Source organism: Xanthobacter versatilis, from assembly GCF_043193975.1.
Taxonomy (GTDB): domain Bacteria; phylum Pseudomonadota; class Alphaproteobacteria; order Rhizobiales; family Xanthobacteraceae; genus Xanthobacter; species Xanthobacter autotrophicus_E.
In genome coordinates this window covers 251,087-264,547 of sequence record NZ_JBAFVB010000001.1, presented here as the reverse complement: position 1 = coordinate 264,547, position 13,461 = coordinate 251,087, and the positions used below count along the sequence as shown (strand labels likewise).

Below are 13,461 nucleotides of genomic sequence, written 5' to 3'. Positions count from 1 at the left end.
GACGGGCCGGCGGCGGCGCGGCGGGACCGCGTTCAGGCCAACACAGGACCAGTGCGCGCGCGCTATTCGTCCATCTTCAGCGCGGCGATGAAGGCCTCCTGCGGGATCTCCACCTTGCCGAACTGGCGCATCTTCTTCTTGCCTTCCTTCTGCTTGTCCAGAAGCTTGCGCTTGCGGGAGATGTCGCCGCCGTAGCACTTGGCGGTCACGTCCTTGCGCAGGGCCTTGATGGTCTCGCGGGCAATGATCTTGGCGCCGATGGCGGCCTGGATCGGGATGTTGAACAGATGCTGGGGGATCAGGTCCTTCAGCTTCTCGCACATCACCCGGCCGCGGGCATCGGCGCGCGCGCGGTGGACCAGCATGGACAGGGCGTCCACCGGCTCCGAATTCACCAGGATGGACATCTTCACCAGGTCGCCGGCGCGGTACTCGGTGATCTGGTAGTCGAAGGAGGCGTAGCCCTTGGAGATGGATTTGAGCCGGTCGTAGAAATCGAACACCACCTCGTTGAGGGGCAGGTCATAGGTCACCATGGCCCGCGCGCCCACATAGGTGAGCTCGATCTGGGTGCCGCGCCGGTCCTGGCACAGCTTCAGCACCGAGCCGAGATACTCGTCCGGCGTGAGGATGGTGGCGCGAATCCAGGGCTCGCGGATCTCCTCGATCTTCACCACGTCCGGCATGTCCGCCGGATTGTGCAGGTCGATGACCGAACCATCGGTCATCTGGATCTCGTAGATGACCGAGGGCGCGGTGGCGATGAGGTCGAGGTTGAACTCGCGCTCCAGCCGCTCCTGGATGATCTCCAGATGCAGCAGCCCGAGGAAGCCGCAGCGGAAGCCGAAGCCCAGCGCGGCGGAGGTTTCCATCTCGTAGGAGAAGCTGGCGTCGTTGAGGCGCAGCTTGCCCATGGCGGCGCGCAGATCCTCGAACTGCGCCGCATCCACCGGAAACAGGCCGCAGAACACCACCGGCTGCGCCGGCTTGAAGCCCGGCAGCATGTCGGCGCAGGGGCGCTTGTCTTCGGTGATGGTGTCGCCGACGCGGGTGTCGGCCACTTCCTTGATGGAGCCGGTGAGGAAGCCGATCTCGCCGGGGCCAAGCTCGGCCATGGCCACCATCTTGGGGGTGAACACGCCCACGCGATCCACGTCGTTCACAGCGCCCGAGCCCATCATCTTGATGCGCTGGCCCTTCTTCAGCACGCCGTCGATGATGCGCACCAGCACCACCACGCCGAGGTAGGTGTCGTACCAAGAATCCACCAGCAGCGCCTTCAGCGGCGCGGCGCGGTCGCCCATGGGCGGCGGCAGGCGGGTGACGATGGCTTCCAGCACCTGGTCCACATTGAGGCCGGTCTTCGCGGAAATGCCGATGGCATCGGAGGCGTCGAGGCCGATCACGTCCTCGATCTGCGCCTTCACCTTCTCCGGCTCGGCGGCAGGCAGGTCCACCTTGTTCAGGACCGGGACGATGTCGTGGTTGTTGTCGATAGCCTGGTAGACGTTGGCCAGGGTCTGCGCCTCCACGCCCTGGGAGGCATCCACCACCAGCAGCGAGCCCTCCACGGCGGCGAGCGACCGGTTCACCTCATAGGCGAAGTCCACGTGCCCGGGGGTGTCGATGAGGTTGAGGATGTAAGTCTCGCCGTCCTTGGCCTTGTAGGACAGGCGCACCGTCTGGGCCTTGATGGTGATGCCGCGCTCGCGCTCGATATCCATGCTGTCGAGCACCTGATCCGTCATCTCCCGCTCGGTGAGACCGCCCGTGATCTGGATCAGGCGGTCGGCGAGGGTCGATTTCCCATGATCGATGTGGGCGACGATGGAGAAGTTGCGAATGTTCTTCTGGGCGCTGGCGGTCATCCGCGCCGCATAGCATCGGCGCGGGTTCGCCACAAGGCGGCAGGGCCGGCGCGGGGCAGGAGAAGGGATAGCGCGAGACCCGCCGGGCGGCCTGCGCCCCGGCAATCCCCGCAGGGGCGCGCACCGCCGCCGTTTGGCGAATGCGCGCGCCCGTCTCAACGCGATCGGGACAAGCGGCCCTCAAAGCCCCATCAAGCGGCGCTTCTTGCCGGGGGTTTCCGGCTCGTCCGGGGTTTCCCCGTCCGGTCCGGGATCATCCGGCAGGGGCGGCAGGGCGACGATGGGGGCGGGCCGCGACGCCTTCCCCTTCCCGTTCGCCGCTGCGGCCGGGGCCGGCGTCGGCTCCGGTGAAACCGGTGCAGGCGCAGGCTTTGCGGGAGCTGGCGGCGCGACCACCACCGCCGGTTCCGGCTCCGGCACCACGACCGGCTCCGGCTTCGGCTCCTCCTTGGGGGGCGTGAGCGCGGCGGCTTCCGCCTCGGCGGCGGCAACAAGGGCAGCGGCTTCGGCGGCGGCAACTGCGGCCTTGGCCTCCTCGCTGGCGCGGACGGCGGCGATGGCCGCCTTCACCCGCTCCGCCTCATGCTCGAGGATCGGTGTGGCGGAGACGCCGGGGGGCACCTCCCACACGAAGGCGTCGAGCTTTCCGGACACCGGCGACACTGCCGCCCAGGCATCGGACACCACGCCGTCGGCGATCCAGGCCGGGTCGCGATGGGCCCGCACGGCACGCGCGGTCCATTCACGGGCCTTGCCGATATCGGCATGTTCGGCGGCTTCAAGTTCGGCCATGAGCAGGCAGACCCGCTGGCTCGGCTCGGCCAGCAGCGGCTCCAGCACCAGGCGGGCCTGCCGGAACTCATGCGCGTCGATGGCGGCGCGCGACAGCGCGATGGCGCTCTCGCGATGGCTGGGCGCCCGGTTCACGAGGGTGCGGATGCGCTTCAGGCGATCCTGCGCCGCGTCGCCGGGCCGCAGGTAGGCCTCCACGTCCGCCAGCTCGGGATGGGGATTGGTGGCGAAGGCGGTCTCCACCACCTTGGCCGCCTTGCGCAGCTCGCCGGCGGCGCCCAGCAGGCGGCCGGCGCAGGCGGCGGCGGGCACGAGGGTGGGGGCGAGGCGCACCGCCTCCACCGCCTTCTCTCGCGCGACCAGCGGATCGGAATGCTCCAGCGCGATGGCTTCGGCGGCCAGCAGCACCGCCTTGCGGCGGCGGTACTGTGCCTTGTCGATGCCCTTGAGCGCCATCTGGCGCTCCAGCACGCCCCGCGCGCCGGCATAATCGCCGGCGGCGCAGCGCGCCTCGATCACGGCATCCGCCGCCCAGCCCAGCGTCGGCGCGGCGGAAGCGGCTTCCTCGGCGATGGCGTAGGCGGCCACCTTGTCCCCCGCCTTGCGCGCCTCCATGTGGAGGCCGCGCAGGCCAAGCAGGCGGGTCTCGGGCTTGTCCACCATGGCGCGGAAGGCGGCGACCGCCACCTCGTGCTTGCCATCCAGCTGCGCCGCCTGGGCGGTGAGCAGGTGGGTCAGCGGCTCATGGGGCAGAAGCCGGGCGGCATCGTGCCGGGCCTGGCGCACGGCGGCATTGTCGCCGATGCCCACCGCGAGCAGGCCGCGCGTCACCGCGTTCCAGCCCTTCTCGCGCCGGCGACGGCGGGAGAAGGCGGCGATGATCTTGGGCGAGCGCACCAGCAGGGAGAGGATGCGCCACAGGATCAGGATGAGGCCGGCGACGACGGCGATCACCGCCAGCGCCACGGGCACCGTGGTGCCATAGGCGACGCCTTCCCACACCACCGTCACCTCGCCCGGCCGGTCGGCCAGCCAGGAGACGCCGAAGGTGATGGCGACGAGCAGGAGCAGGAATAGGACGAGGCGGATCACGGCACCTTCCTCGAAATGGCGGCGAGCTGCTGCTGGTAGAGCGTCCCGGCGACACGCACCGCAGCGGTGCGCGCCTCGATCTCGCGGATCACGGCAAGGCGGGCCTGCACCGGATCCGGCAGCTTCTTGAGCGTGATGAGGGCATCATCCAGCTGGCCGGCCTTCACCTGGCTGACGGCGGTGGCAATCAGGCCTTCCAGGTCCACCGAGCCGGGACCCGTGACCGGGCGCACCTTCACCAGGCTCTCGGCCGAGGACAGCAGCCGGTCCACCAGCGAGGCGGACGAATCCACCGGCGCGGGCGCGGGGCGCTCGGCGGCGATGGCGGCGGCGCCCTGCTGTGCCAGCGTGGCGGCGAGCTTTGCCGGCGCCGCATAGCCCGTCGCCGCAGCGGGGGCGAACGGATCGAGCTGGCCGGCGGCCGGCCCCAGCGTGGTGCGGGCGGCGGCAAGCTCGGCCGCGAAGGGGCGGCCGGAGACCACCGCATCGCGGAAGGTGGAGAGCACCACGAGGCCGGCGGCGGCGCGGTTGAAGGCGGTGGCGGCGGCAGTCGCCTCCTCGATCTGCGCCTTCAGCGCATCAAGGCGCGGGCCGACAGCCTCCACCTTGGGGGTGAGGGACTGCGCAAGGGCCTGAACCTGCGCCTGGGCCTGGGCGCCGGCCTGCTGGGCACCGGCGGTAGCGGCGGCCACCGCCGTATGGAGGTTGCTCTCCACCGTGCGCAGGGCCTCGATGTCGCGGCGGGCGGTGGCGAGCGCGTCCCGCGTCGCCTCGCTGCTCGCCTTCAGGTCATCCACCGTTTTCAACAGGGCCGGCGGCACCGCGGCTGCCGGGGCCTGAGCCTGAGTCGGAGACGGTGCGGCTGCGCTGGTCGGGGCCGGCGTGGACTTCAGCGCCGCCACCGTGGCTTCAAGCGATTTCAGGGTCGCCTCGCTGCGCTCCAGCCGCTCGGACAAGGCGGCGATGGCGCGCGGATCGAAGGCCGGGCGGGCCTCGATGGCGGCGATGCGGTTCTGCAGCGGCGTCAGGTTCACCACCGGGGCTGGCTCCACCACGGGAGCGGGCGCCGGAAAGAATTGCGGAAGCGCATACCACAGGCCACCGGCCACGGCGCCACCGCCGACGATGCCGGCGATCAGGCCGGCAAACACCGCCCCGCCATTGCCCGAACGGGCCGGAGCAGGTGCGGGCGGAACGGGAGTGGAGGCCTTGGCAGCAGCGGCGGGCGCCGATTCGTCGGAGGCGGCGGCCTCGCCCGGCTTCGATCCCGCCGCCTTGGTGTCGGACGGCTTGGCGTCGGACGGCTTGGCATCCGACAGCTTCGGCCCGGTCGATGGGGTGGTGGAGGGCTTAGGGTCAGCCGCTTTGGGCTCCACCGGCATGGACGGAGCCGGCCTGGCTTCGACGGGTTTGGCTTCCACCGGTTTAGTGTCGGCCGGCTTGCCGGCGGTCCCTGCGGCCTTCGGGTCAGTGCCCGGCTGCGGCGCGCCGGTACCCGGGGCCGGAATATTCTTTGCGCCAGTATCGCTGGCTGGGGTCGCACCGGGCGCGCCCGAGGCGGTCGCGACCTCCTCGGCCTTCAGGTCCAGCGTGGGCGGGGTGCGGGACGGGCGGGACGCGAAGCCCTCCGCCTTCGGATCGTCGCTCGCCATAGGCGTCTCTCGTGCCTCCATCGTGAGTTCGGATCCGCTGTACCGGTTCCGGATAAACCGCCCCGCGTCGCACCGCAACAGCCCCGCTACGCGAGGTCATGTCACAGGCCATCACAGCAGGGCGAGAAGCGCGTCCTCGTTGGGCGCCGTGGCCACTTCCACCTTCAGTCCCGCCTTCACCAACGGCTCGGCCACCTGCTCCGACAGGCACAGTTGGCGCACTTCGATCAACCGATCGTTAAGACCGGCGGCGGCGACACATGCGAGCAGGGTCTTCACCGTACGCTGGGACAAGTGCAAAGCTGCCGTCACGGTTCCGCTGGCCAACGCCGCATGCGCCTCCTCCGAGAGAGCATCGGCCGGCTGGGCGGCATAGACGATGGCGAGTTCCAGCGTGATGCCCGGCGCCGCCAGCAGCGCCTGAAGATCCGCCGCCCGGTCCTCGCCCGCCGGATTCAGCACCCTTGCCCCGGCTGGCAGCGCCCCCGCGATACGCCCGGCGAGGGCCGAGGCGTCGCCGTCGCAGTCGGTGACGTTCGCAAAACCGATGGCGCGCGCTTCCTTCGAGGTGCGCGGGCCCACGGCGAAGGCCGGCAGGTGGAAGAAATCCGGCCCCTGCGGATGCTGTGCAAACGCTTTCACGCCGTTGATGGAGGTGAAGGCCACCGCATCGAACGGCCCGTCCGGCAGGGTCGGCGCGGTGGGGGCGATGCGCAGCATGGGGTCCACCGTCACCGCGTGGCCGAGGGTGCGCAGGCGCTCGGCGGTCTGGGAGGCGGCAGGCTCCGGACGGGTGACGAGAATATGCATGGCGGCCTCTGCAAAAAAAACGTGTCCGGGCTCGAAAAGAACCGTCGTCAAAATGTGGGGGCGCTCAAAGAAATTTAGTCCGCGCCCGGAACCGGGCTTTCACTTACGCCCGCGTCGTCCACCTCTTCGGGCTGGCGCCCCCCTCTCCCCTCCTCGGGCGGGAGAGGGTTCTGCGCCGGTCCCGGCCCAATCAACCCGCTTCACCTGCGAGCACCATAAGTCTCCCGTGCCCTCCCCCTAAAGCCCCAGCGCCCGCGCCGGTGCGCTGGTGCGCAGGCGCCCCCCACATTCCGCGCCGAGCCGGGCGGCGTCGGCGATGGGCGCCAGTTCGGCGATCTCGGCGGCATCGCTGCCGTCCGGTGACAGGACGAGGCCGCGCAGGTGCACGCTCTCCCCCTCCACCGTGGCGAGGCCGGCGATGGGGGTGCGGCACGAGCCGTCCAGCGCGGCCAGGAACGCCCGCTCCGCCTCCAGCGCGACGCCGGTGTCGCGGCAGGCGATGGCGGCGATGGCGGCATTGGTATCGGGATCGGCGATGCGGCACTCGATGGCCACCGCCCCCTGCCCCACGGCGGGCAGGAAATCATCGGTCGCCAGCACGCAGCTTGCCGCCTGCGCCATGCCGAGGCGGGTGAGGCCGGCAAGCGCCAGCAATGTGGCGTCGAAATCCCCGTCCTTCACCTTGGCGAGGCGGGTGTGGACGTTGCCGCGCAGCAGCTCCACCTTCAGATCCGGACGGATGCGGCGCAACTGCGCCTCCCGCCGCAGCGAGGCGGTGCCCACCTTCGCGCCCGCCGGCAGGTCGGCCAGCGCGGCGCCGGACTTGAGAATCAGGGCATCGCGCACGTCGGCGCGCGGCAGGTAGCCGGCCAGATGCAGGCCATCGGGCAGCACCGTCGCCACGTCCTTGGCGGAATGGACGGCGAGGTCGATGCGGCCGTCCAGCAGCGCCTCCTCGATCTCCTTGGTGAAGAGGCCCTTGCCCCCCGCCTCGGACAGCGCCCGATCCTGGATCTGGTCGCCGGAGGTCTTGATGACCTCGACGGCGATGGCCTCCTTCTCGACCCCCAGCGCAACAGCGAGCGCGGCCTGCACCGCATGGGCCTGCCACAGGGCCAGCGGGCTGCCACGGGTGCCGATGCGCAAACGGGGGTGGACGGAATGGTAAACGGATTTCGTATTCTCACTCATGGCGGCGTACAATGCGCGACGGAATCGAAATGGGATAGAGCGGCGTTCGGGCGCAGCGGTGCCATATCGGATTACCGTGCAAGAACGGATCGGGGAGGGTGAGGGCGTGGCCGATCTTCTGGTGCTCGGCATCGAGACCACGTGCGACGAGACATCGGCGGCGGTGGTGGCGCGCTCGCCTTCGGGGGCGTCCGACATCCGCTCCAACGTGATCCGCTCGCAGGTGGAGATCCACTCGCCCTATGGCGGCGTGGTGCCGGAGATCGCGGCGCGCGCCCATGTGGAGATCCTCGACCACGTCATCGCCGAGGCCATGCGCCAGGCCAATGCGGATTATTCCGAGCTGTCGGGCATCGCGGCGGCGGCCGGGCCGGGGCTCATCGGCGGGGTCATCGTCGGCCTCACCACCGCCAAGGCCATCGCGCTGGCCGCCAAGAAGCCGCTGGTGGCGGTGAACCATCTGGAAGCCCACGCGCTGACCGCGCGCCTCACCGACGGCGTCGCCTTCCCCTATCTGCTGCTGCTGGTCTCCGGCGGCCACACCCAGCTTCTCGCGGTGGAGGACGTGGGCCGCTACACCCGCCTCGGCACCACGCTGGACGATGCCGTGGGCGAGGCCTTCGACAAGGTGGCGAAGATGCTCAGCCTGCCCTATCCCGGCGGGCCGCAGGTGGAGGCACAGGCCAGGCTCGGTTATGCCGGCCGCTTCGCCTTTCCCCGCCCCATGCTGGGCCGGCGCGAGCCGGACTTTTCCCTCTCCGGCCTCAAGACCGCCGTGCGGCTTGAAGCGGACCGCCTTGCCCCGCTCTCCGACGACGACGTGGCGGACCTGTGCGCCAGCTTCCAGGCGGCGGTGGTGGACCTGATTGCCGATCGGGTACGTGCCGGCGCCCGCGCCTTCCGCGACCGGCTGGGCCGTGGCCCCACCGCTTTGGTGGTGGCCGGCGGGGTCGCCGCCAATGGCATGATCCGCGAGACACTGGCCAAGGTGGCCGCCGAGCTGAACACCCGCTTCGCCATGCCGTCGCCGGAGCTGTGCACCGACAATGGCGCCATGATCGCCTGGGCCGGGGCCGAGCGGCTGTCGCGCGGCATGCGCGACCGGCTCGATTTCAGCCCCCGCGCCCGCTGGCCGCTGGACCCCTCGGCCGCCGCCTCCGCCAACGCCCGGGCCTGACGCACGATGGCTGCTGCTTACCGGCGCATCGGCGTCATGGGTGCGGGCGCGTGGGGCACCGCGCTCGCCAATGCCGCCGCCCGCGCCGGTCGCCAGGGCGGCCGCGAGGTGGTGCTGTGGGGCCGCGACGCCGCCGCCATGGCCGAGATGGCGCAATTGCGCGAGAACCGGCCGGACCTTCCGGGCATCGCGCTCGATCCCGCCGTCACCCCCACCGCGGATCTCGCCGCCGTGGCCGCAACCGACGCCCTGCTGCTGGTGGTGCCGGCGCAGGCCTGCCGGACGGCGCTGGCGCGCCTTGCCCCACTCGCCCGCGACGGCCTGCCGGTGATCTCCTGCGCCAAGGGCATCGAGCGCGGCACCCGCGCCTTCATGAGCGAGGTGATCGGCGAGGCCATGCCCGGCGCGCGCCCGGCCGTGCTCTCCGGCCCCAGCTTCGCCACCGATGTCGCCGCCGGCCTGCCCACCGCCGTCACCCTCGCCGCCCATGACGAGCAGCTGGCGATGGAGCTGGCCGCGGCGCTCGGCTCGTCCACGCTCAGGCTCTACCATTCCGCCGATGTGCGCGGGGCGGAGATCGGCGGCGCCACCAAGAACGTGCTGGCCATCGCCGCCGGCATCGTGTCCGGCCGCCGGCTCGGGGCGAGCGCTGCGGCGGCGCTGGTGGCGCGGGGCTTTGCCGAGCTGATGCGCTTCGGCCGCGCCTATGGGGCGAAGGCGGAGACCATCACCGGCCTCTCCGGCCTCGGCGATCTCATCCTCACCACGTCCGGCCCGCAATCGCGCAACTTTGCCTTCGGCCAGGCGTTGGGAGCCGGCGCGGCCACCGGCGACAAGCTGGCGGAAGGCGCCTTCACCGCCTCCGTGCTGGTGGAGATGGCCCGCGCCAAGGACGTGGACGTGCCGGTGAGCGCGGCGGTGGACGGGGTGCTGCAGGGCCGCCTGTCCATCGACGGCGCCATCGAGGCGCTCATGGCCCGCCCCCAGCGGGCAGAAGGTTGAATCCCGCGCGGAGCACCCGCGCCTTTGGTCGAAACCGCTTCTTGATCCGGCGCAACACCCTGCCCCAAGCGCTGGAATATGGTATGTCAAGGACAACAGGCGAAAACGCCGGAAACCAAGCCAAGGCCAAGATGCACGGCCAGGGCGCACGGCTCAGGGAGACGCCAAGGCTCATGCACACGCTGCTTGTTACCCATCCTGCCGGCCTCAACCATGTGACCCCGCCCGGACATCCCGAGCGGCCGGACCGGTTGCGCGCCCTCGACCGTATCTTCGAGCAGGAGAAGTTCACCCACCTCATCCGCGACCTCGCCCCCCTCGGCGCGCGCGAGGACATCATCCGCGTCCATCCCGGCGACTTCGTCGATGCCATGGGCGAGGCTTCGCCTAAGGACGGGCTGGTGCGCATCGATTCGGATACGGTGCTGTCCCCCGGCAGCTGGGAAGCGGCCCTGCGCGCGGTGGGCGGCGCCTGCTACGCGGTGGACGAGGTGCTGGAAGGCAAGGTGCAGAACGCCTTCGTCGCCATGCGCCCGCCGGGCCACCATTGCGAGACCCGCAAGCCCATGGGCTTCTGCCTGCTCAACCAGGTGGCCATCGCCGCCCGCCACGCCCAGGCGAAATTCGGCCTCGGCCGGGTCGCCATCGTGGATTTCGACGTGCACCACGGCAACGGCACCCAGGACATCTTCTGGGCCGACGACAGCGTGCTCTACTGCTCCACCCACGAGATGCCGCTCTATCCCGGCACCGGCGCCGTGAGCGAGACCGGGGACGCCAACACCATCGTCAACGCCCCGCTGCGCTCGGGCGACGACGGAGCGGTGTTCAAGGAGGCCATGGAAACGCGCATCCTGCCGCGCATCTCCGCCTTCTCGCCGGACCTGATCCTGATCTCGGCCGGCTTCGACGCCCATATCCGCGATCCGCTGGCCTCGCTGCGCCTGGTGGACACCGACTTCGGCTGGGTCACCCGCCGGCTGATGGAAGTGGCCGACGCCACCTGCCAGGGGCGTGTCGTGTCGGTGCTGGAAGGCGGCTACGATCTGGAAGGCCTCGCCTCCTCCGCCGCCGCGCACGTCTGCGCGCTTATGCACGGCTGAGGGGGGCTTCGGCGGGCCGCCCGCCGAAGCGATCTTCGCGGCGGAAAGACACCGGCCGTCGCGATCCGAGGAGCTGTTGCCGTGAACCGCGTCCGCTCTCCCGCCGCGTTCCTTGCCGCCGTCTTGCTTGCCGCTCGCGTGCTTGCCGCTCTCCTGCTCCCCGCCCTTGCGGCGGGAGGGGCGGCGGCGCAGCAGGGCCTCACCCTGCCCTACCTCAACGCACCGCCTGACGGAGCGCCGATCCGCCGCCCGCCCACCCTGGGCCTGTCGGTGGGCGGCGAAATCCACCGGGCGGTGATGGACACGGGCTCCACCGGCGTGGTGGTGTCCGCCACCTCCATCGCCGGGTTCGAGGCGCTCCCGCAGCTCGGGCCGGGGGAACTGACCTATTCCTCCTCCGGCCGCATCATGCGCGGGGTCTATGTGGAGACGCCGGTGACCCTGACCGGCGCGGACGGCACCAGCCTCACCACCCGCCCGATCCGCGTGCTCGCCGTCACCCGCATCGATTGCCTGAAGCGCGCCCGCTCCTGCCGCCCGCAGGAGGCGCCGCGCCGCGTGGCCATGCTCGGCATCGGCTTTGCCCGCAGCCGCGATCACCAGCCCGGCGCGACGCCGGACCGCAACCCCTTCCTCAACCTGCCGGGCATGGGCACGCCCGGCCAGCCCGGCGCCCTCGGGCGCGGCTATGTGGTACGCCGGCAGTCGGTGACGGTGGGCCTTTCAGCCGGCGACGCACAGGGCTTTTCGCAGGTGAAGCTCACCGCCGACCCGCAAACCGGTGACTGGGCGGCAACGCCCGTCTGCCTCTCCCTCGCCGGCCGCACCCCCGCCGCCTGCGGCACGCTGCTGATGGATACGGGGGTCACCACCATGTTCCTGTCGCTCCCGCTGGCCCAGACCGACGGCCTCGCGATCCGCTCGGCGCGCGGTGCGCCCGTGGTGGCGAACGGGACACGCCTCGCCGTCTCCCCCGGCCCCGGCGCCACCGCGCCCGCCTACGCCTTCACGGTGGGTGACGCGAGTGATCCGGTGGTGCCTCAGGCGGCGATGCTGGTGGGACGCGGGCGGCGGCCCATCTTCGTCAACACCACAGTGCGGGCGCTGAACGCCTTTGACTATCTCTTCGACGCCGACGCCGGCGCGGTGGGCTTCCGCCCGCACGCGCCCTGACCCATCCCGCCATGCCCCCCCCGAGGTCGGCAACTATGACGCAGGCGATGACGCCACCGTGTTTCGCGTGGACGCGCTGACGCCGCTTTTGCGCCCCACCCTCCTCGCCCTCACCTCTCGATCCGACCGGGCCGCCTGTGCGTAGTAAGCCGGCACGCGCAACACGCCGGGCCCCCATTTCCGAGCCCCCCATGTCCGACAAGATCGCCGACGACGAACGCAACCGCTTTTCCGCCCGCGCCGCGCGCTATGCCCGCGTCGGCGCCAATGTGGGGGGCGTCGCGGCGCGCATCGCCGGCACACGGCTCATGGGCCTCGACCGCAACAGCTCCAACGCCGCCGCCCTCACCGCCGCGCTGGGCGGGCTGAAAGGGCCGTTGATGAAGGTGGCGCAGCTGATGGCCACCATTCCCGACGCCCTGCCCCCCGAATATGCCGCCGAGCTGCAGAAGCTGCAGAGCGATGCCCCGCCCATGGGCTGGGCCTTCGTGCGCCGGCGCATGATGGCGGAGCTGGGCCGCGACTGGGAGACACGGTTCGCGTCCTTCTCCCACCAGCCGGCCGCCGCCGCCTCTCTCGGGCAGGTGCACAGGGCGGTGACGCTGGATGGCGAGGACGTGGCCTGCAAGCTCCAGTATCCCGACATGCAGGCGGCGGTGGAGGCGGACCTCTCCCAGCTCGACATCCTGTTCTCCATCCAGCGCCGCATGGACGGGGCCATCGACACCCGCGAGATCGCCACCGAAATCGGCGAGCGGGTGCGCGAGGAGCTGGACTATCGCCGCGAGGCCCGCCACGCCGCCCTCTACGCCTTCATGCTCGCGGACGAGAGCCGGGTGCGCGTGCCCCGCGTGCGCGACGACCTCTCCACCGGCCGCCTGTTGACCCTGCAATGGCTGGAGGGCGAGAAGATCCTCGGCTTCACCGACCATCCGCTGGAGGAACGCAACCAGCTGGCCGAGGCCATGTTCGCCGCCTGGTGGCTGCCGTTCAGCCGGTTCGGGGTGATCCACGGCGATCCGCACCTGGGCAATTACACCGTGTTCTCCGAGGCTGGCCGCCCGGCCGGCATCAACCTGCTGGACTACGGCTGCGTGCGCATCTTCCCGCCGCGCTTCGTGGCCGGGGTGGTGGAGCTTTATCGCGGCCTGATCGCGGGTGACGAGGCCCGCGTGGTGCATGCCTACGAGACCTGGGGCTTCAAGGGTCTGAAGCGCGAGCTGATCGACGTGCTGAACATCTGGGCGCGCTTCATCTACGGCCCCCTCATGGACGACCGGGTACGCTCCATCGCCGACGGGGTGGCGCCGGGCCAGTACGGCCGCAGGGAAGCTTTCACCGTGCACAAGGCCCTGAAGGAGCTGGGGCCGGTGACGGTGCCGCGCGAGTTCGTGTTCATGGACCGCGCCGCCGTGGGCCTCGGCGCCGTTTTCCTGCACCTCAAGGCGGAACTGAACTTCCACCGCCTGTTCGAGGCCGCCATGGGCGACTTCTCCGCCGAAGAGGTGGCCACGCGCCAGTCGGACGCGCTGAGGGCGGCGGGGCTTTGAAGCGTTTTCGAGCGAAGTGGGTACCGGTTCGCGTGAAGAAAACGCAGCACG

General features: G+C 70.9%; 10 protein-coding genes. 5 read left to right on the top strand and 5 right to left on the bottom strand.

From position 1 onward, the window contains the following. Positions 1-62 precede the first annotated feature (62 nt). The 5 genes from lepA to hemC all read right to left on the bottom strand — a co-directional run bounded on the left by lepA (position 63) and on the right by hemC (position 7,405). Complete coding sequence (gene lepA / locus V5F66_RS01085) at positions 63-1,868, bottom strand: translation elongation factor 4 (RefSeq protein ID WP_012113182.1); 1,806 nt, start codon at positions 1,866-1,868, stop codon at positions 63-65. 180 nt (positions 1,869-2,048) lie between these two features. Continuing rightward, positions 2,049-3,752 carry a heme biosynthesis protein HemY gene (locus tag V5F66_RS01080; protein ID WP_394006381.1) on the bottom strand — a complete coding sequence of 568 codons (1,704 nt, stop codon included), beginning with the start codon at positions 3,750-3,752 and terminating at the stop codon, positions 2,049-2,051. Next, positions 3,749-5,404: a hypothetical protein gene (locus tag V5F66_RS01075; protein WP_394093023.1), complete on the bottom strand. Its 1,656-nt coding sequence runs from the start codon at positions 5,402-5,404 to the stop codon at positions 3,749-3,751. The genes V5F66_RS01080 and V5F66_RS01075 overlap by 4 nt, the downstream gene beginning before the upstream one ends. A gap of 111 nt (positions 5,405-5,515) precedes the next feature. Beyond that, complete coding sequence (locus V5F66_RS01070; RefSeq protein ID WP_394050305.1) at positions 5,516-6,214, bottom strand: uroporphyrinogen-III synthase; 699 nt, start codon at positions 6,212-6,214, stop codon at positions 5,516-5,518. 237 nt (positions 6,215-6,451) lie between these two features. Then, positions 6,452-7,405: a hydroxymethylbilane synthase gene (gene hemC, locus V5F66_RS01065; protein WP_394093022.1), complete on the bottom strand. Its 954-nt coding sequence runs from the start codon at positions 7,403-7,405 to the stop codon at positions 6,452-6,454. 106 nt (positions 7,406-7,511) lie between these two features. Between hemC and tsaD the strand changes: the two genes are divergently transcribed. The 5 genes from tsaD (at position 7,512) to V5F66_RS01040 (ending at position 13,410) form a co-directional block, all read left to right on the top strand. Further along, complete coding sequence (tsaD, locus tag V5F66_RS01060) at positions 7,512-8,582, top strand: tRNA (adenosine(37)-N6)-threonylcarbamoyltransferase complex transferase subunit TsaD (protein WP_012113177.1); 1,071 nt, start codon at positions 7,512-7,514, stop codon at positions 8,580-8,582. Positions 8,583-8,588: 6 nt separating this feature from the next. Further along, positions 8,589-9,584 carry an NAD(P)H-dependent glycerol-3-phosphate dehydrogenase gene (locus tag V5F66_RS01055; RefSeq protein WP_012113176.1) on the top strand — a complete coding sequence of 332 codons (996 nt, stop codon included), beginning with the start codon at positions 8,589-8,591 and terminating at the stop codon, positions 9,582-9,584. A 173-nt stretch (positions 9,585-9,757) separates the two neighbouring features. After that, positions 9,758-10,687: a histone deacetylase family protein gene (locus V5F66_RS01050; RefSeq protein WP_041575211.1), complete on the top strand. Its 930-nt coding sequence runs from the start codon at positions 9,758-9,760 to the stop codon at positions 10,685-10,687. 81 nt (positions 10,688-10,768) lie between these two features. Continuing rightward, positions 10,769-11,860 (top strand): hypothetical protein, encoded by a 1,092-nt coding sequence (locus V5F66_RS01045; protein WP_394093021.1) that lies wholly within the window; start codon positions 10,769-10,771, stop codon positions 11,858-11,860. Positions 11,861-12,051: 191 nt separating this feature from the next. Beyond that, the gene (locus V5F66_RS01040; RefSeq protein WP_041575209.1) at positions 12,052-13,410 is read left to right on the top strand and encodes an ABC1 kinase family protein; all 1,359 of its coding nucleotides are present in this window, start codon (positions 12,052-12,054) and stop codon (positions 13,408-13,410) included. Positions 13,411-13,461: the final 51 nt, after the last annotated feature.

Excerpts from the sequence above, each read along its gene's own strand:
- lepA (WP_012113182.1), bottom strand. The coding sequence starts at position 1,868 with ATGACCGCCAGCGCCCAGAAGAACATTCGCAACTTCTCCATCGTCGCC.
- V5F66_RS01075 (WP_394093023.1), bottom strand. The coding sequence starts at position 5,404 with ATGGCGAGCGACGATCCGAAGGCGGAGGGCTTCGCGTCCCGCCCGTCC.
- V5F66_RS01070 (WP_394050305.1), bottom strand. The coding sequence starts at position 6,214 with ATGCATATTCTCGTCACCCGTCCGGAGCCTGCCGCCTCCCAGACCGCC.
- hemC (WP_394093022.1), bottom strand. The coding sequence starts at position 7,405 with ATGAGTGAGAATACGAAATCCGTTTACCATTCCGTCCACCCCCGTTTG.
- V5F66_RS01055 (WP_012113176.1), top strand. The coding sequence starts at position 8,589 with ATGGCTGCTGCTTACCGGCGCATCGGCGTCATGGGTGCGGGCGCGTGG.
- V5F66_RS01050 (WP_041575211.1), top strand. The coding sequence starts at position 9,758 with ATGCACACGCTGCTTGTTACCCATCCTGCCGGCCTCAACCATGTGACC.
- V5F66_RS01040 (WP_041575209.1), top strand. The coding sequence starts at position 12,052 with ATGTCCGACAAGATCGCCGACGACGAACGCAACCGCTTTTCCGCCCGC.